Annotated in this window: 14 protein-coding genes; 12 read left to right on the top strand and 2 right to left on the bottom strand. The window is 71.6% G+C overall.

Annotation, left to right across the window (positions count from 1 at the left end):
* Positions 1-19: 19 nt before the first annotated feature.
* The 9 genes from ACIWVC_RS00580 to ACIWVC_RS00540 all read left to right on the top strand — a co-directional run bounded on the left by ACIWVC_RS00580 (position 20) and on the right by ACIWVC_RS00540 (position 13,752).
* Complete coding sequence (locus ACIWVC_RS00580) at positions 20-1,525, top strand: cellulose binding domain-containing protein (RefSeq protein WP_396445324.1); 1,506 nt, start codon at positions 20-22, stop codon at positions 1,523-1,525.
* Between the two features lie 168 nt (positions 1,526-1,693).
* Positions 1,694-2,983, top strand: a complete 1,290-nt coding sequence (locus ACIWVC_RS00575; RefSeq protein ID WP_396445325.1) for an ABC transporter substrate-binding protein — start codon at positions 1,694-1,696, stop codon at positions 2,981-2,983.
* Positions 2,980-3,897, top strand: coding sequence for a carbohydrate ABC transporter permease (locus ACIWVC_RS00570; RefSeq protein ID WP_396445326.1), 918 nt, complete (start codon positions 2,980-2,982; stop codon positions 3,895-3,897). The genes ACIWVC_RS00575 and ACIWVC_RS00570 overlap by 4 nt, the downstream gene beginning before the upstream one ends.
* A complete protein-coding gene (locus ACIWVC_RS00565; protein WP_396445327.1) occupies positions 3,894-4,784 on the top strand; it encodes a carbohydrate ABC transporter permease in 891 nt (296 codons plus the stop codon). Before ACIWVC_RS00570 ends, ACIWVC_RS00565 begins: the two co-directional genes overlap by 4 nt.
* Complete coding sequence (gene yicI, locus ACIWVC_RS00560; RefSeq protein WP_396445328.1) at positions 4,784-7,075, top strand: alpha-xylosidase; 2,292 nt, start codon at positions 4,784-4,786, stop codon at positions 7,073-7,075. Before ACIWVC_RS00565 ends, yicI begins: the two co-directional genes overlap by 1 nt.
* A complete protein-coding gene (locus tag ACIWVC_RS00555) occupies positions 7,075-8,442 on the top strand; it encodes a GH1 family beta-glucosidase (RefSeq protein WP_396445329.1) in 1,368 nt (455 codons plus the stop codon). Before yicI ends, ACIWVC_RS00555 begins: the two co-directional genes overlap by 1 nt.
* Positions 8,439-9,671: an MFS transporter gene (locus ACIWVC_RS00550; RefSeq protein ID WP_396445330.1), complete on the top strand. Its 1,233-nt coding sequence runs from the start codon at positions 8,439-8,441 to the stop codon at positions 9,669-9,671. The genes ACIWVC_RS00555 and ACIWVC_RS00550 overlap by 4 nt, the downstream gene beginning before the upstream one ends.
* Complete coding sequence (locus ACIWVC_RS00545; protein ID WP_396445331.1) at positions 9,655-10,662, top strand: LacI family DNA-binding transcriptional regulator; 1,008 nt, start codon at positions 9,655-9,657, stop codon at positions 10,660-10,662. Before ACIWVC_RS00550 ends, ACIWVC_RS00545 begins: the two co-directional genes overlap by 17 nt.
* Before the next feature lie 102 nt (positions 10,663-10,764).
* On the top strand, positions 10,765-13,752 hold the full coding sequence (locus tag ACIWVC_RS00540; protein WP_396445332.1) for a glycoside hydrolase family 3 C-terminal domain-containing protein: 2,988 nt from the start codon (positions 10,765-10,767) through the stop codon (positions 13,750-13,752).
* 42 nt (positions 13,753-13,794) lie between these two features.
* Here the strand turns inward: ACIWVC_RS00540 and ACIWVC_RS00535 are convergent, their stop codons facing one another.
* Together ACIWVC_RS00535 and ACIWVC_RS00530 are read right to left on the bottom strand one after the other, a co-directional pair.
* Positions 13,795-14,469 (bottom strand): anti-sigma factor family protein, encoded by a 675-nt coding sequence (locus tag ACIWVC_RS00535; protein WP_396445333.1) that lies wholly within the window; start codon positions 14,467-14,469, stop codon positions 13,795-13,797.
* Positions 14,462-15,007 (bottom strand): RNA polymerase sigma factor, encoded by a 546-nt coding sequence (locus ACIWVC_RS00530; RefSeq protein WP_396445334.1) that lies wholly within the window; start codon positions 15,005-15,007, stop codon positions 14,462-14,464. Before ACIWVC_RS00530 ends, ACIWVC_RS00535 begins: the two co-directional genes overlap by 8 nt.
* A 79-nt stretch (positions 15,008-15,086) precedes the next feature.
* Between ACIWVC_RS00530 and ACIWVC_RS00525 the strand changes: the two genes are divergently transcribed.
* The 3 genes from ACIWVC_RS00525 to ACIWVC_RS00515 are packed head-to-tail and all read left to right on the top strand — an operon-like array spanning position 15,087 to position 16,475.
* Positions 15,087-15,581 (top strand): Ig-like domain-containing protein, encoded by a 495-nt coding sequence (locus ACIWVC_RS00525; protein WP_396445335.1) that lies wholly within the window; start codon positions 15,087-15,089, stop codon positions 15,579-15,581.
* A 37-nt stretch (positions 15,582-15,618) separates the two neighbouring features.
* On the top strand, positions 15,619-16,281 hold the full coding sequence (locus tag ACIWVC_RS00520; RefSeq protein WP_396445336.1) for a cytochrome b/b6 domain-containing protein: 663 nt from the start codon (positions 15,619-15,621) through the stop codon (positions 16,279-16,281).
* Entirely contained in the window at positions 16,278-16,475 is a 198-nt protein-coding gene (locus ACIWVC_RS00515; protein WP_396445337.1) for an anti-sigma factor family protein, read from the top strand. Before ACIWVC_RS00520 ends, ACIWVC_RS00515 begins: the two co-directional genes overlap by 4 nt.
* Positions 16,476-16,826: the final 351 nt, after the last annotated feature.

Here is a 16,826-nt window from a genome sequence, read left to right as displayed (position 1 = left end):
CCGGCATAGGCTGCGTCCTATGCCCGAGACCGTCGCCCCCGGCGACCGCCTGGGGGACCGCTACCGCCTGGAGCGCCCCCTCGGCGCCGGCGGCATGGCGACCGTCTGGCGCGCGGTCGACCTCGTGCTCGACCGCGCCGTCGCCGTCAAGGTGCCCAAGGAGGGCTGGCCCGAGGAGTTCACGCGGCGGCTGCGCCAGGAGGCCAAGGCCGCCGCCGGGCTCACCCACCCCAGCATCACCGGCGTCTACGACTACGGCGAGCACCGGGCCGACCCGGAGCAGGAGCCGTCTGACGGGGCGCCCTCCCAGGAGGAGCAGGGTTCGGTGCCGTATGTGGTCATGGAGCTGCTGGACGGGGAGAGCCTCGCCGCGCGCCTGGCCCGCGGCCCCCTGCCCTGGGGCGAGGCGGCCGGAGTCTGCGCCCGCGTCGCCGACGCGCTGGCCGCCGCGCACGCCGCCGGCGTCGTCCACCGCGACATCAAGCCCGCGAACATCTTCCTCGCCTCGGTCGGCGTGAAGGTCCTCGACTTCGGCATCGCCTTCACCGGCCCGTCCACGGCCGGCGGCCCCGTCCTCGGCACGCCCGCGTACGTCGCGCCGGAGCTCATGACCGGCGCGCCGCCGACCCCGGCCGCCGACATGTACTCGCTGGGCGTCGTCCTCCGCGAATGCCTGCCCGACGACGCCGAAGTGCCGGACGAGGTCGCCGCCCTCACCCGGGACTGCCTGCACGAAGACCCGGAGACGCGGCCCACCGCCCGCGAGGCGGCCCGTGTTCTGGCCGACGCGGCCGGAGTCCAGCTGGTCCGGCCCCCTTCGTCCGGCGCCGCCGGCCTGCCCGCCGACCAGGGCCGCTGGGTGCTCGGGCGGCCGCAGGGCGGGGATGCGCCGGCCGCTGAGCAGGCGCGCGCCGGGGCAGCGGACGAGCCCGCCCCGGCCGGCGCTCCGCCCGGCGGGACGGCGGGGCCGCAGCCGACGCGCGTCCTGGACGAACCGCTGCCCGCCGAGCCGCCGCCCGCCGAGCCGCCGTCCGCGGACCCGGCGGTGTCCGCGCGGAAGCCGCTGATCATCGCGGGGGCCGCGGTCGGGGCGGTGGCGCTGGCGGCCGTGCTGCTGGCCGCGCTCGCGCCCGGTTCGCCCCGGGAGACCGCCGCGCGGCCGTCCGCGAACCCGTCCGAGAGCCCGTCCGGGAAGCAGCCCGCGGCGGTGGCGTGCTCGGTGTCCTACCGGGTCGACGGGACGTGGCCGCAGGGCTTCCAGGCGACGGTGCGCATCACGAACCTCGGCGACGGCGAGATCGACGGCTGGCGGCTCGGCTTCGAGTTCCCGGACGGCCAGGCGATCACGCAGCTGTGGAACGGCAGCCAGTTGCAGGACGGCTCCTCCGTGACGGTGACGGCGGCCGACTGGAACCGGTCGATCCCGCCGCACGGCACCGCCGAGTTCGGCTTCCTCGGCCGCCAGGACGGGGCGAACGGCGCACCCGAGAGGTTCACCCTGAACGGCGGCGAGTGCAGCGGCTGAGCCCCCACTGGGAGCGCTCCCAGATCGTTCGCGCAGGTCAGCGCCGATTTCTCCGAATTGATGCCGGGCGACCTATTGTGTCGCCCCTGGTCGAGGACTTAGCATCCGGATCAATCGAAGCGCTTCGACAATTCGACAGCCACGGCGGTCCCACCCCGGAGGAATCCCATGATCAAGGCAGGCAGGAGCGCGGCCGTCCTCGCCGCCCTCGCCGCGGCGGCGCTCTCGCTCACCGCGTGCGGCGGCGACGACGACGGCGGCGGCTCCGGCGGCAAGGAACTGAAGCTCTGGCACTACGAGTCCCCGGACAGCGCCATGGGCAAGGCGTGGAACGAGGCCATCAAGGAGTTCGAGGCCACCCACCCCGGCGTGAAGGTCAAGTTCGAGGAGAAGGGCTTCGAGCAGATCCAGAAGACCGCGCCGATGGTCCTCAACTCCAAGGACGCCCCCGACATCATGGAGTACAACAAGGGCAACGCGACCGCCGGCCTGCTGTCCAAGCAGGGCCTGCTGACCGATCTCACGTCCGAGGTCACCAAGCGCGGCTGGGACAAGCTGATCAGCCCCAACGTCCAGGTCACCGCCAAGTACGACGCCAAGGGCACGATGGGCGGCGACAAGTGGTTCGGGGTCCCGAACTACGCCGAGTACCTGCAGGTCTACTACAACAAGGACCTGTTCAAGAAGTACGACGTCGAGATCCCGACGACGTTCGACGAGCTGACCGCGGCGATGGACAAGTTCGTCGCGAAGGGCGTCACGCCGCTGACCAACGCGGGCGCCGAGTACATGGCCCACCAGTTCGTCTACCAGCTCGCCCTCGACAAGGCCGACCAGAACTGGGTGAGCGCCTACCAGCGCTACACCGGCAAGGTCGACTTCCACGACGCCGCCTGGACGTACGGGGCGAGCACCTTCGCCGACTGGGTGAAGAAGGGCTACATCGCCAAGAACTCGGTCAGCCTCAAGGCGGAGGACGCGGGCGTCGCGTTCATGAGCGGCAAGTTCCCGATGATGTTCTCGGGCAGCTGGTGGTTCGGCCGGGTCGCGGCCGAGGCGAAGTTCGACTGGGAGACCGCCGTGTGGCCCGGCGCGAAGATGACGCTCGGCTCGGGCGGGAACCTGTGGGTCGTCCCGAAGGGCTCGGAGAACAAGCAGCTCGCCTACGACTTCATCGACATCACGATGAAGAAGAAGGTGCAGAACATCCTCGGCAACGCGGGCGGCATCCCGGTCGCGGCGGACCCGTCCGCGATCACCGAGCCGAAGGCCGAGAAGCTCATCGAGGACTTCGACGGGCTCGCGCAGTCCGGCGGCCTCGCCTACTACCCGGACTGGCCCGTCGCCGGCTTCTACGACGTGTGGGTGTCGCAGACGCAGAAGCTGATGAACGGCGAGTCGCCGAGCAAGGTCCTGGGCAACGTCCAGAAGGAGTACGAGGAGGGCCTGCCCAAGTGACGGCGCAGGGCCGCGGCCGGTCGCGGGAGCAGTGGGGCTACCTGCTCTACCTGCTCCCCGGCCTGCTCCTCTTCACCGCCGTCATCGGCGTGCCGTTCCTGATGAACATCGGGACGAGCTTCACCGAGTGGACGGGCGTCGGAACCCCGTCCTGGATCGGCCTCGGCAACTACCGGGAGCTGGTGAAGGACGAGCAGTTCTGGGCGTCCTTCGGGCACAACGCGCTGATCATCCTGGGGATGGCGGTCATCCCGACGATGATCGGCCTGGTGCTCGCGGCCGCGCTGACCGACCTGATCGGCCGGCACTTCGGGCCGCGGACGGCGAGCGTCCTGCGCGCCTGCGTCTACCTGCCGCAGGTGCTGCCGATCGTCATCGCGGGCGTCGTGTGGAGCTGGCTGCTGGCGCCCGAGGACGGCGCGGTGAACGCGCTGCTCGGCAAGCTCGGCCTCGGCTCGCTGGCGCACGACTGGCTCGGCGACCCGGCGACCGCGCTGTGGAGCGTCATCGGGGTGATGGTGTGGATCCAGATCGGGTTCCCGCTGGTCATCTTCATGTCGGGGCTGCAGCGGGTCGACCCGTCGCTGTACGAGGCGGCGGAGATCGACGGCGCAACCTGGGGCCGGCGGTTCTGGCACATCACGGTCCCGCAGATCCGGCCGGAGATCTTCGTCGTGCTGCTGTGGACGACGATCGCCGCGCTGAAGGCGTTCGCGCAGATCTTCGTCTTGACGAAGGGCGGTCCGGGCGGCGCGACGAACGTCCCGTCGTACTACTCCTGGGTCAACTTCTTCGAGAAGTCGGACGTGGGCTACGGCTCGGCGATCGCGACCGTGCTGACGCTCGTCATCATCGCGCTGACCGTCGTCTTCCTCCGCATGCAGGGGCGCGATCTGGAGGAGGCCCCCCGATGACGGCGACGCTGACAGAGAAGGCGGGCGCGCCGCCGCGCACCGGGCGGGGCAAGGCGCGCCGCCGCCGGCGGGGTCCGTCCGCCTACGCGGTGCTGGTGGCGCTGACCGCGTTCGCCGGCGTGATGCTGATCCCGTTCGTGGTGGTGCTCTTCAACGCGCTGAAGACGCCGCAGGAGTACTCCACCGAAGGACCGCTGTCACCGCCGGACGGGTTCAACCTGGACGCCGTCCGCGCGTTCTGGGAGCGGACCGACTTCGGCAACGTCCTGCTGAACAGCGTGCTGATCAGCGGCTCCGTCGCCGTCCTCGCCGTCCTGCTGTCGGTGCTGAACGCCTACGCGCTCGGCATCGGCCGGATCAAGGGGCGGATGTGGGTCCTGGTCCTGCTGCTGATGGCGAACACCGTGCCGCAGGAGGCGCTCGTCTACCCGCTGTACTACCTCTCCAAGCAGGTCGGCCTCTACGACACGAAGCTCAGCGTGATCATCGTGTTCACGGTGATCCAGTCCGCGTTCGGCACCTACCTGCTCTCGTCGGTGCTGTCGGCGTTCCCGCGCCCGCTGCTGGAGGCGGCCCGCATCGACGGCGCCGGCCGCCGGCAGATCCTGTGGCGGGTGGTCGTCCCGGTCGTGCGGCCGACGCTGTCGGTGCTGCTCGTCTTCTTCTTCGTGTGGACCTGGAACGAGTTCCTCATCCCCATGACCTTCCTGATCTCCAATGAGAACCAGACGGTCTCGGTCGCGCTCGGCGTGCTGCAGGGCCAGCGGCTCATGGACGCCACCATGTCCAGCGCCGCGTCACTGCTCGGCCTTCTCCCGACCGTCGTCTTCTTCCTCATCTTCCAGCGCACCCTTGCGCGCGGACTCACTGCGGGGGCCATCAAATAATGAAGTTCAGCGACGGCTACTGGATGATGCGCGAGGGTGTGCACGCCTTTCATCCGGTGGAGGTCCTCGACGTCGACGCCGGGCCGAACTCGTTCACGGTGTACGCGCCCGTCCACCGCATCCGGCACCGGGGCGATCTGCTCAAGGGACCGGTGGTGACGGTGACGTGCGAGTCGCCGATGCCGGACGTCATCGGCGTCACCCTCACGCATTTCGCGGGGGAGAGGCGGCGCGGCCCGGATTTCGAGCTGGCCGCCGACCCGGCCGGGGAGGTGTCCGTCGACGGTGACGCGGCGACCCTCACATCCGGCGCGCTGTCGGTGCGCGTCGGGCGCGGGGAGGAATGGTGCGTCGACTTCCTCGCGGACGGGCGCCGGCTGACCGGCAGCTCGCCCAAGGCGCAGGCCGTCATCGACACCGACGACGGACGCCACTATGTGCGGGAGCAGCTCGACCTGGGCGTCGACCACTTCGTGTACGGGCTCGGCGAGCGGTTCGGGCCGCTGGTGAAGAACGGCCAGTCCGTGGACGTGTGGAACGCCGACGGCGGGACGGCCAGCGAGCAGGCGTACAAGAACGTGCCGTTCTACCTGACCAACGCGGGATACGGCGTGTTCGTCGACCATCCCGGGCGGGTGTCGTTCGAGGTGGCCTCGGAGGCCGTGGCCCGGACGCAGTTCAGCGTCGAGGGCCAGTCGATGCGGTACTTCGTCATCTACGGGCCGTCGCCGAAGGAGATCCTGCGCAAGTACACCGCGCTCACCGGCCGGCCCGCGCGGGTCCCGGACTGGTCGTTCGGGCTGTGGCTGTCCACCTCGTTCACCACGGACTACGACGAGGAGACCGTCACCTCGTTCATCGACGGGATGGCGTCGCGGAGGCTGCCGCTGAGCGTGTTCCATTTCGACTGCTTCTGGATGCGCGAGTTCCAGTGGTGCGACTTCGAGTGGGATCCGCGGGTGTTCCCCGACCCGGAGGGGATGCTGCGGCGGCTGCGCGAGCGCGGGCTGCGGATCTGCGTGTGGATCAACCCGTACATCGGGCAGCGGTCGCCCCTGTTCGAGGAGGGGCGCGCGCACGGCTACCTGCTGAAGCGTCCGAACGGCGACGTGTGGCAATGGGACAAGTGGCAGCCGGGACTCGCCGTCGTCGACTTCACCAACCCCGAGGCGCGGGAATGGTACGCGGGCAAGCTCGAAGCGCTCCTCGACATGGGCGTGGACTGCTTCAAGACCGACTTCGGCGAGCGCATCCCCACGGACGTCGTCTACCACGACGGCTCCGACCCGGAACGCGCCCACAACTACTACACCTATCTCTACAACCAGACCGTCTTCGATCTGCTGCGCAAGAAGCGGGGAGAGGGCGAGGCCGTGGTCTTCGCCCGGTCCGCCACGGCCGGGGGGCAGCGTTTCCCCGTGCACTGGGGCGGCGACTGCGAGTCGACGTTCGAGGCGATGGGGGAGAGCCTGCGCGGCGGCCTGTCCCTGGGCATGTCGGGCTTCGGGTACTGGAGCCACGACATCGGCGGTTTCGAGGGGACGCCCGATCCGGCGCTGTTCAAGCGGTGGATCGCGTTCGGCATGCTGTCCTCGCACAGCCGGCTGCACGGAAGCCACTCCTACCGGGTGCCGTGGCTGTTCGACGAGGAGTCGGTGGACGTCCTGCGCGACTTCACCCGGTTGAAGATGCGGCTCATGCCCTACCTGGCCGGCGCCGCCCGGCAGGCGTCCGAGGAAGGGCTGCCGATGATGCGGGCGATGGTCGTCGAGTTCCCGGACGACCCCGCCTGCACGCACCTGGAACGCCAGTACATGCTCGGCGACGACCTCCTCGTCGCACCGGTGTTCTCCTCGGACGGCGACGTCTCCTACTACGTGCCGGAGGGAGTCTGGACGCACTACCTCACCGGCGAACGCGTCGAGGGAGGCCGATGGGTTCGCGAACGGCACGGCTTCGGTAGTGTTCCCCTGCTCGTCCGTCCGGGTGCGGTCATCCCCGAGGGCGCGGTGGAGGACCGTCCCGAGTACGACTTCGCGCACGGCGTCACGCTGCGCGTCTATGAGCCGGCCGATGGGGCCGCCGTCGTCGTCCGGGCCGGCGACGCCGCGTTCACCGTGGTGAGAAACGGTGAAAACGTGCGCGTGACGGGCGAGGGAGCCTGGAACGTCCTTCTCGTCAACGCACGCGTGGCGGCCGTGCAGGGCGGCGAGCCTTCGGAGCATCCGCACGGTGTTCTCATCAAAGCGGCCGGCGGCGAGCTGGTCATGACTCTGGAAGAGGAGAACTGATGGGGTTCCCGGAAGGGTTCCTGTGGGGTGCGGCCACCGCCGCCTACCAGATCGAGGGAGCGGCACAAGAGGACGGCAGGGCGCCGTCCATCTGGGACACGTTCAGCCACACGCCGGGCAAGGTCCTCAACGGGGACACCGGCGACGTCGCGACCGACCACTACCACCGGTGGCAGGAGGACGTCGCGACGATGGCCGCGCTCGGCCTCGGCGCCTACCGGTTCTCGATCTCCTGGTCGCGCGTCCTGCCGGACGGCACGCCCAACCAGAAGGGCCTCGACTTCTACTCCCGCCTGGTCGACGAGCTGCTCGACCACGGCATCGCCCCGGTCGCGACCCTCTACCACTGGGACCTCCCGCAGGACCTGGAGGACGCGGGCGGCTGGCCGGAGCGCGACACCGCCCGCCGGTTCGCCGACTACGCCGAGCGGATCGGGCGCGTGCTCGGCGACCGCGTCCACACCTGGACGACGCTGAACGAGCCGTGGTGCTCGGCGTTCCTCGGCTACGCGGCCGGGGTGCACGCCCCCGGCCGCGTCGACCCGGCGGCCGCGCTCGCCGCCGCCCACCACCTCAACCTCGCGCACGGCCTGGCCGTGCGGGCGCTGCGCGGCGTGACCTCGCCGACCGCGCGGCACTCCGTCACCCTCAACCTGCACCACCTGCGCGGCGACGCCGAGGCCGTCCGCCAGGTGGACGCCGTCGCCAACCGCGTGTTCCTGGACCCGATGCTCGGCAACGGCTACCCCGCCGACCTGCTGGACGACACGGCCTCCATCACCGACTGGGGCTTCGTCCGGGACGGCGACGAGGCGATCATCGCCGCGCCCCTCGACGTGCTCGGCGTCAACTACTACTCGCCGACCCTCGTCCGGGTGTGGGACGGGACGTCGCCGCGCGAGCACGCCGACGGGCACCGGCAGGGCGCGGCGACGCCGTTCGTCGGCTGCGACCGCGTCGAGTTCGCCGAGCAGCCCGGCCCCTACACGGAGATGGGCTGGCCGATCGACGCGGCCGGCATGGAGGAGCTGCTGCTGCGGCTGCACCGCGAGTACCCGCACGTCCCGCTGATGGTCACCGAGAACGGCGCCGCCTTCGCCGACGAGGTGGAGGACGGCCGGGTCCGCGACCAGCGGCGCATCGCCTACCTGCGCGACCACATCGCGGCGGTGGAGCGGGCCTGCGCGGCCGGCGCCGACGTCCGCGGCTACTTCGCCTGGTCGCTGCTGGACAACTTCGAATGGGCCTACGGCTACTCCAAGCGGTTCGGCCTCGTCCACGTCGACTACGCGACCGGGAAACGCACGTGGAAGGACAGCGCCCACTGGTACCGGGACACCATCGCCACCCATCGCGGGAGCCCATGAACCGGACACGCGCGCGGACCGCGGTGCTGGCCCTGTCCCTCGCCGCGTTCTGCTTCGTCACGACCGAGAGCCTGCCGATCGGGCTGCTCCGCCTCATCGCGGACGACCTGGACGTCACGCCCTCGGCCGTCGGGATGCTCGTCACCGGCTACGGCGTCGTCATCGCCGTCGTCTCCGTCCCGCTCGTCCGGATGACGTCCCGGGTGGGACGGCGGCGCCTGCTCACCGGCGTGATGCTGCTGTTCGTCGTGATGTCGTTCGCGTCGGCGGCGGCCCCCGGCTACGGCGCGCTGATGGGCGCCCGCGTGGCCACCGCACTCGCCCAGGCGGTGTTCTGGCCGGTCGCCGCCGTCGCGGCGGCCGGGCTGTTCCCGCCGGAGCTGCGCGGGCGCGCCGCCGTCTACGTGTTCGCGGGCGGGTCGCTCGCCGTCGTCATCGGCGTCCCGCTCGGCACCTGGCTCGGCCGCGTCGCGGGCTGGCGGCCGTCGTTCGCCGCGCTCGGCGCGCTCTGCCTGCTGTCGCTCGCGGCCGTCGCCGCGCTGCTGCCCGGCGGCGACGCGGGCGGCGCGCACGCCGTCCCCGCGGCCCGCCCGGACGCGCGCCGCTTCCGGCTGCTGCTGGCGACGGTCGTGCTGGCCGTCGGCGGCGTGTTCACCTGCTTCACCTACATCACCGAGTTCCTCACCGGGGTCAGCGGCTTCCCCGGCTCGGCGATCAGCCCGCTGCTGCTCGCCAACGGCCTCGCCGACATCACCGGGCTGGCCATCGCCGGCGCCGTGGTGGACCGCGGCCCGCGCGCCCTGCTCGCCGCGGCGGCCGGCGTGCTCGCGGGCGGGATGCTGCTGCTGTTCCTGCTCGGCACGGCCGCGGTCCCGGCGGTCGGCGGGCTCGTCCTGCTCGGGCTCGGCCTGCCCGCCTTCGTGACCGCCATGCAGGCCCGCGTGCTGGAGTCGGCGCCCGGCGACACCGGCGTGGCCTCGGCCTGGACGGCGGCGGCGTTCAACGTCGGCATCGCCGGGGGCGCCCTGCTCGGCGGCGGGCTGCTGCCGCTGACCGGGGTGCGCGGCACGGCGCTCGCCGGCGGGCTGCTGGCGGCCGCGGCGATCGCCGTGATCGGCCTGGAGCGGCCGTCCCGGACGGCGGTCCGGCCGCCGCCGCCCGCGGCTAGCATCGAACCCGCTTTGAATCGCTTCGACGCTGACGGGACGGTCCGTGGTCAAGATCACTGATGTGGCGCGGCACGCGGGAGTGTCGCCGAGCACGGTCTCCTACGTGCTGAGCGGCAAGCGCTCGATCTCCGAGGAGACGCGCCGCCGCGTCCGGGAGAGCATCCGCGAGCTGGGCTACCGCCCGCACGCCGGCGCCCGCGCGCTCGCCAGCAGCCGCTCCAACGTGCTCGCGCTGATGATCCCGCTGCGCTCGGGCATCGCGGTGCCCGTCGTGATGCAGTTCGCGGTGTCCGTGGTGACCGCCGCGCGCCGGCACGACCACGACGTCCTGCTGCTCACCCAGGAGGAGGGCGAGGACGGCCTGCGCCGCGTCGCCGACAGCGCGCTCGTCGACGCGCTGATCGTCATGGACGTCCAGATGAAGGATCCGCGGCTGCCGCTGCTGCGCTCCCTGGACCGGCCGAGCGTGCTCATCGGCTTCCCCGCCGACGCCGACGACCTGACCTGCATCGACCTCGACTTCCACGCCGCCGGCGCCGTCTGCGTCGAGCACCTGGCCGAGCTGGGGCACCGCGAGATCGCGCTGATCGGGTCGCCGCCCGAGGTGTACGCGCGGCAGACCGGCTACGCGCAGCGCGTCGCGGACGGGTTCGCCGAGGCGGTGCGCGCGCACGGGCTGAGCGGGGACGTCCACCCGTGCGAGGCGACCGCGGACGCCGCCCGGGAGCTGGTCGGACGTTTGCTCGCCGAGCGTCCCGGGCTGACCGGCGTCCTGGTCCACAACGAGCCGGTCGTCGGCACGGTGGTCCGGGCGCTGCGCGCGGCGGGGCGGCGCGTCCCCGAGGACGTGTCCGTCGTCGCGATGTGCCCGGACGAGATGGCCGAGCACGCCGAGCCGCCGCTGTCGTCCGTCGCGATCCCGGCCGAGGAGGTCGGCGGCCGCGCCGTCGACCTGCTGATGGCCAAGCTGGAGGGCGCTCCCGTCCCCGCGGCGACCCTGCTCCCGCCGACCCTGACCCGGCGCGCCAGCAGCGCGCCCGCCGCTCACTGACCACGACCCGACACCGACGAAAAGGAGGGCACAGGGCCTTTCGCGGTCCGTTATCGAAGCGCTTCGATTAGTCACTCGGGGGCCGAGCCAAGAGGAGAATCGGTGCACAGACCCCATCGAAATCCCCGTACCCCCGGCCGGCGCAGCCGGTCGCTGACCCTCGTCCTGGCCGCCGTGCTGGCGGCGCCCGTCGCGTGGGCGGCGCCCGCCGCCGCCCGCGAGACCTACCCGTTCCGCGATCCCGGGCTGCCGGTGGACGCCCGGGTGGCCGACCTGCTCGGCCGGCTCACGCTCGACGAGAAGATCTCCCTGCTGCACCAGTACCAGCCCGCCGTCCCGCGCCTCGGCATCGGCCGGTTCAAGACCGGGACGGAGGCGCTGCACGGCGTCGCGTGGTCCACCGACGTCCACGACAGCGGCGCGGTGGTGACCGCGAAGGGCACCGTGTTCCCGCAGTCGGTGGGGCTCGGCGCCACCTGGGACCCGGCGCTGCTGAAGAAGATCGGCTCCGCCGTCGGGGACGAGGCCCGCGGCTACAACAGCGAGAACCCCGACGTGTGGGGGCTGCAGCTGTGGGCGCCCGTCGTCAACCTGCTGCGCGACCCGCGCTGGGGCCGCAACGAGGAGGGCTACTCCGAGGACCCGCTGCTCACCGGCCTGCTCGCCGCCGCCTACGGGCACGGCATGGAAGGCGACGACCCCGACCGCCTCAAGGCCGCGCCGGTGCTCAAGCACTACCTGGCGAACAACAACGAGATCCGCCGCGACCAGACCTCGTCCAGCCTGCGGCCCCGGGTGAAGAAGGAGTACGACGAGGTCCCGTTCAAGATCCCGATCTCGCGGGACGCGGCCACCGGGATCATGACGGCCTACAACCTGGTCAACGGCCGTCCCGCGACGGTCACGCCGGACGCCGGCGGCCTCGTCCGCTCGTGGACCGACCGGACGCTGTTCAACGTCACCGACGCCGGCGCGCCCAACAACATCGTCAACTCGCAGCAGTACTACCCCGACCTGGCCACCGGCGACGCGGCGATCGTGAAGGCGGGCGTGGACAGCTTCACCACCGACGACACGAACTCCTCCATCACCGTCAACGCGATCAAGGACGCGCTGTCGCGGGGGCTGCTGGCGGAGGCCGACGTCGACCGCGCCGTGCGGCACATCCTCAGCATCCGGGTGCGGCTCGGCGAGTTCGACCCGGGCGGCGGCCCCTACGGGAAGATCACCAAGGACGTGGTGGACAGCCCCGCGCACCGCGCCCTCGCCCGCAAGGCCGCGGCCGAGCAGATGGTGCTGCTGAAGAACGAGGGAAGGACGCTGCCGCTGTCGTCCGGCAAGGTCGCGGTCGTCGGGCAGCTGTCCGACACCCTCTACACCGACTGGTACTCCGGCTCGCTGCCGTACAAGGTCACACCGCTGGACGGCATCAAGAAGCGGGCCGGGTCGGTGACGTCCAGCGAGGGCGTCGACCGGATCGCCCTGAAGGACGTCTCCACCGGCAAGTACATCGCGGGCGGGACGGGCTCGGGCGCCGTCCTGAAGACCGGGCCGACCTCGGCCTCGGACGTGACGGCCCAGTTCGACGTATTCGACTGGGGCCAGGGCATCGTGACGCTGCGCAGCGCCGCCAACGGCAAGACCGTCGGGCGCTACAACTGGGGCGACACGTTCGCCAACGACCAGGACCAGCCGAACGGATGGTTCGTCCAGCAGATGTTCAAGCTGGAGAAGCAGGACGGCGGCGACTACCTGCTCCGGTACGCCGGGTACGAGAAGGCGTACGACTGGGCCGAGCCGGCCAAGACGTACGTGAAGGCGCAGGACGACGGGACGCTCGTCCTCACCACGAAGGACGACGCCTCCCGGTTCGCCAGGGACGTCGTCAGCAGCGGCATCGACTCCGCGGTGAAGGCGGCCGCCGGCGCGGACACCGCCGTCGTCGTGGTCGGCAGCATGCCGTTCATCAACGGCCGCGAGGACCACGACCGGACGACGATGGCGCTGGCCGAAGGGCAGTCGGAGCTCATCAAGGCCGTCCGGAAGGCGAACCCGAACACCGTCGTCGTGGTGGAGAACAGCTACCCGACGACGCTGAACTGGGAGCAGGAGAACGTCCCGGCGATCCTGTGGACGAGCCATGCGGGCGCCGAGACGGGCAACGCCCTGGCGTCCATCCTGTTCGGTGACGAGAGCCCGTCGGGGAAGCTTCCGCAGACGTGGTACCGCTCGGAGAGCCAGCTGCCCGACATCCTCGAATACGACATCATCAAGTCGGACCGGACGTACCAGTACTTCAAGGGGAAGCCGCTCTACCCGTTCGGGTACGGCCTCTCCTACACCACGTTCCGGTACGGCAAGCCGCGGCTGAGCAGCCACTCCGTGGGACGCGACGGAACGGTCACCATCACCGTGCCGATCACCAACACGGGCAAGAGGGCCGGCGACGAGGTCGTCCAGCTCTACACGCACCAGCGGACGTCGCGGGTGAAGCAGCCGTTGAAGACGCTGCGCGCCTTCGACAAGGTCCACGTGGCGCCCGGGAGGACGGTCACCGCGAAATTCCGGCTGGCCGCCTCGGACCTCGCCGTCTGGGACGTCACCCGCGGCAAGTGGACGGTCGAGAAGTCGAAGCAGGACCTGCTGATCGGCTCCTCGTCCGCCGACATCCGGCAGCGCGCCGCGCTCAACGTGCGCGGCGAGCGCATCCCCGACCGCGACCTGTCGAAGCCGACCCGCGCCGCCGACTTCGACGACCAGAGCGGCGTCCGGCTGGTCGACGAGACGAAGGTGCAGGGCGACGCGGTCGCCGGCGCGGCGGACTCCTGGCTGAAGTTCGCCGGCGCCGACCTGGGCCGCTCCACCGGCCGCATCACCGCGCGGGTCGCGGGCACGTCGGCCACCACGATCCAGGTCCGCCTGGACCGCCCCGACGGCCCGCTCGCCGGAACGCTGAACGTCCCGTCCACCGGTGACGAGTACGCCTACAAGGAGGTCAGCGCCGAACTGGAGCACGCCCGCGGCGACCACGACGTGTATCTGGTCTTCGGCGGCGAAACCCGCCTGAGCTCCTTCTCTCTCACCCGATGAATCCCTCGGCCCGCCCCGGCTCGTCCGGGGCGGGCCGGACCGTCAGCCGAACTGGGCGAGGAGGTCGCCGGACGGGCCGTGGAAGCGCATGACGACGATGTCGCGGATGGCGATCGGCACCGTCGTCCCCCAGGAGCCGCGCCCGTCCTTGACGGTCATGGACCCCAGCGTGACGTCCCGGCCCTCGCGGGTGGTGAGCGACACCCGGTACGCGCCCGGCCGGTCCACCGCCGTCATCGTGACGAACAGCCAGGCGGGCGAGCCCTGGTAGGCGAACACGTACCCGGCCGGCTCGGTGCTGACCCCGGTGACGGGGACCGTGCGCAGGTAGCTGCCGTGGGCGACGGCGAGAGCCCGGCGGTAGCCGTCGGCGAGCTGCCGGTCGCTCGCGGTCTTCTGCCAGACCGCGCCCCCGGCCGTCGCCGCGACGAGCACGGCCGCCGCGGCCAGCAGCAGGGCGTTGCGCAGGCGCTTCGGGCGGTGGCGGCGCAGCATGGGCGCGAGCGTGGCGGCCTCGAAGCCGGCGGGCGGCTGCCGTTCCGGGACGAGCCGGAGCAGTTCGTCGACGAGCGCCGTCTGCGCCTCCAGCTCGCGGTGGCACCGGCCGCAGCCGGCGAGATGGCGCAGCGCCGCGGCGCGCTCATCCGGGGAGGCGACGCCCGCCGCGAGCTCGGGCAGGACCTGCCGCGTCTGCGCGCATTCGGGACGGTCAGTCATGGGTAACTCCCAGCGCCTCGCGGAGTTTCGCGAGCCCTCGGCGGAGCCGGGTCTTGGCCGTCCCCAAGGGTATGTGCTCGCGCTCGGCGATCTCGCCCGCGGTGAGCCCGTAGTACACCGACAGCACGATGGGCGTGCTCTGCTCGGGCGGGAGCTCCCGCAGTGCCGCACGCAGCTCCTCGGCGTCCTCGTAGCTCGGGGACGCGGCGGTCCGCTCCGCGCCGGCCAGCGTGTTCAGCAGGATGTGCGGATCGACCGGATGATCGCCGCGCAGCCGCATCGCGTCCACCGCGAGGTTCCGGGTGATGGTCAGCAGCCAGGTGACCGCGCGGCCCTTGCGGGGGTCGTAGGCGCCCGCGTGCCGCCAGGCGCGCAGGAACGCCTCCTGCGCGACCTCCTCCGCTATCGCCGACGATCCGACCAGCGCGTACGCCAGTCCGTAGACGCGGGCCTGGTACCGCCGGACGAAGACGGCCGCCGTCTCGGTGTCGCCTGCGGCCATGCCGGTGAGCAGCGACTCATCGGAAAGTTCCCACATGTGCAATACGGCCGCGGGACCGAAAAGGGTTCACCGGACGGCGAATCTTTTCCGGCCGCCTCGCCGTATTACCGCTGTCATGCAGCACGACGAGGGGAGAGGCGTGAACACCAAGGCCATGATGGCGGGGCTCGCGGTGGCGGCGCTCGGGCTGAGCGCGTGCGGCGGAGGCGCGGAGGCCGCGGGCGGGGGCGGCGGCGGTCCGACGCTCACGATCGAGGCGCCGGCGCAGGGCGCGGACGTGCAGTCCCCGGTGACATTGAAGTTCAGCAGCAGCGAGGACATCGGTCCCGAGGAGTCCGGCAAGGACCACGTGCACGTCGTCATCGACGGCAAGACGAACGAGTACACGGTGGTGACGTCCTCGCCCTACCAGATCAAGGACCTTCCGCCGGGGCGGCACACCATCGGGGTGACGCTCCAGCACGCCGACCATTCCTCCGCGGGGGCCTCCGCCAAGGTCGACGTGAACGTCACCGGCGGGGGAACCGGCGGCTCCGACGGCTCCGACGGCGGCGGCTCCGACGGCGGCGGTTCCGGGGGCTCCGACGGCGGCGGGATCTATGGCTACTAGATCGCGGACGGCGCCCGCGAGCGGGACCCGGCGGCGCGTGGAGCGGTATCCGCGGTCGGCGCGGTGGTTCCACGCGGGCGTCTACGCGGGGGTGCTGCTGCTCCTGGCGACCGGCTGGTGGCTGCTGCTCGGGCATGAGGGGCGGCCGAGTCTTCTGGCCAGGCTGTCCGGGCTGCCCGACACCACCCTGCACAAAGACGTGGGCTGGGCGCTCACGGGCCTGGTCGCCGCGGGCCTGCTGCTGGGAGCGCGCGGGGTGCGCACGTTCGCGGCGGAGTCGCTGCGGTTCCGCAGGGGCGACGCGCGATGGTTCCTCAGCTGGCCCGCGGCGGCCGTGACCGGGCGGTTCGCCCGGCACGGCGGTCGTTTCGATCCGGGGCAGCGGGTCGCCAACATCCTCCTCACGGCGGGGCTGCTCGTCTTGATCGGGAGCGGTGTCGGACTGGTGACGCTGCACGGCGGTCCCGTCTTCGCGGTGCTGGCGCGCGTGCACAAGTGGGCCACCTATGTCTGCACGGTGCTCATCGCGGGGCACGTCGTCGTCGCGTCCGGGATCCTTCCCGGGTACCGCGGCGTGTGGCGGTCGATGCATCTCGGCGGCCGGCTGGACGAACGCGTGGCCGGGCGGCTCTGGCCCGCCTGGCTGGAAGGCGCCCGACGGGAAGGCCGAGACGCGCGGGAACGGCAAGACATGCGATGAACTGCCCGTACCGGCTGGAAACCGGGGCCTATGTCCTCGGCGTACTGTCCCCGGCCGACCGGAGCCGGATGCGCGCGCATCTGGAGGACTGCCCGTCGTGCCGGGCCGAGGTGGCGGAGCTGACCGAGGTCCTGGAGCTCCTCCGCGGACTGGTCATGCCGAGCCGTCAGCGGGGCGGAGGCGCGGGAACCTGAGAGGGGGCGTCCCGGCTCCCCGACCCGGCGTCACCCGGCGGCGGCCAGGCTGGTGAATCGCCATGAGGCGGAGGGGCAGGCCGGGGCGGCCCGCAGGACGGCGCAGCCGCCCCGGGGAATTGGAACGTGCTCGCGGCCGGCGCGCCCGGATACCACATGCGCGGGTCAATTTGCATTCAAGGCGCATTGCACAATCGGGCAGACTTGATTTAAGTATTCACCAGTGGCCAGGTTGGGACTTGATCTGCCCTTGTTTGTGGGAGTTTGCGGCGCCTAATGTCTGGATGCGGCGGGGCGCCCACCACAATGCGGCGCTCCGGCCGGCCCAGTGCCGCAGATCGCGGCGGGCGA

It is taken from the genome of Actinomadura sp., from assembly GCF_044508335.1.
Taxonomy (GTDB): domain Bacteria; phylum Actinomycetota; class Actinomycetes; order Streptosporangiales; family Streptosporangiaceae; genus Spirillospora.
Note: the sequence above shows the minus strand (reverse complement) of the source record. Positions and strands in the feature narration are given on the sequence as shown.

Excerpts from the sequence above, each read along its gene's own strand:
- ACIWVC_RS00580 (WP_396445324.1), top strand. The coding sequence starts at position 20 with ATGCCCGAGACCGTCGCCCCCGGCGACCGCCTGGGGGACCGCTACCGC.
- ACIWVC_RS00575 (WP_396445325.1), top strand. The coding sequence starts at position 1,694 with ATGATCAAGGCAGGCAGGAGCGCGGCCGTCCTCGCCGCCCTCGCCGCG.
- ACIWVC_RS00565 (WP_396445327.1), top strand. The coding sequence starts at position 3,894 with ATGACGGCGACGCTGACAGAGAAGGCGGGCGCGCCGCCGCGCACCGGG.
- yicI (WP_396445328.1), top strand. The coding sequence starts at position 4,784 with ATGAAGTTCAGCGACGGCTACTGGATGATGCGCGAGGGTGTGCACGCC.
- ACIWVC_RS00555 (WP_396445329.1), top strand. The coding sequence starts at position 7,075 with ATGGGGTTCCCGGAAGGGTTCCTGTGGGGTGCGGCCACCGCCGCCTAC.
- ACIWVC_RS00550 (WP_396445330.1), top strand. The coding sequence starts at position 8,439 with ATGAACCGGACACGCGCGCGGACCGCGGTGCTGGCCCTGTCCCTCGCC.
- ACIWVC_RS00535 (WP_396445333.1), bottom strand. The coding sequence starts at position 14,469 with ATGACTGACCGTCCCGAATGCGCGCAGACGCGGCAGGTCCTGCCCGAG.
- ACIWVC_RS00530 (WP_396445334.1), bottom strand. The coding sequence starts at position 15,007 with ATGTGGGAACTTTCCGATGAGTCGCTGCTCACCGGCATGGCCGCAGGC.
- ACIWVC_RS00525 (WP_396445335.1), top strand. The coding sequence starts at position 15,087 with ATGCAGCACGACGAGGGGAGAGGCGTGAACACCAAGGCCATGATGGCG.
- ACIWVC_RS00515 (WP_396445337.1), top strand. The coding sequence starts at position 16,278 with ATGAACTGCCCGTACCGGCTGGAAACCGGGGCCTATGTCCTCGGCGTA.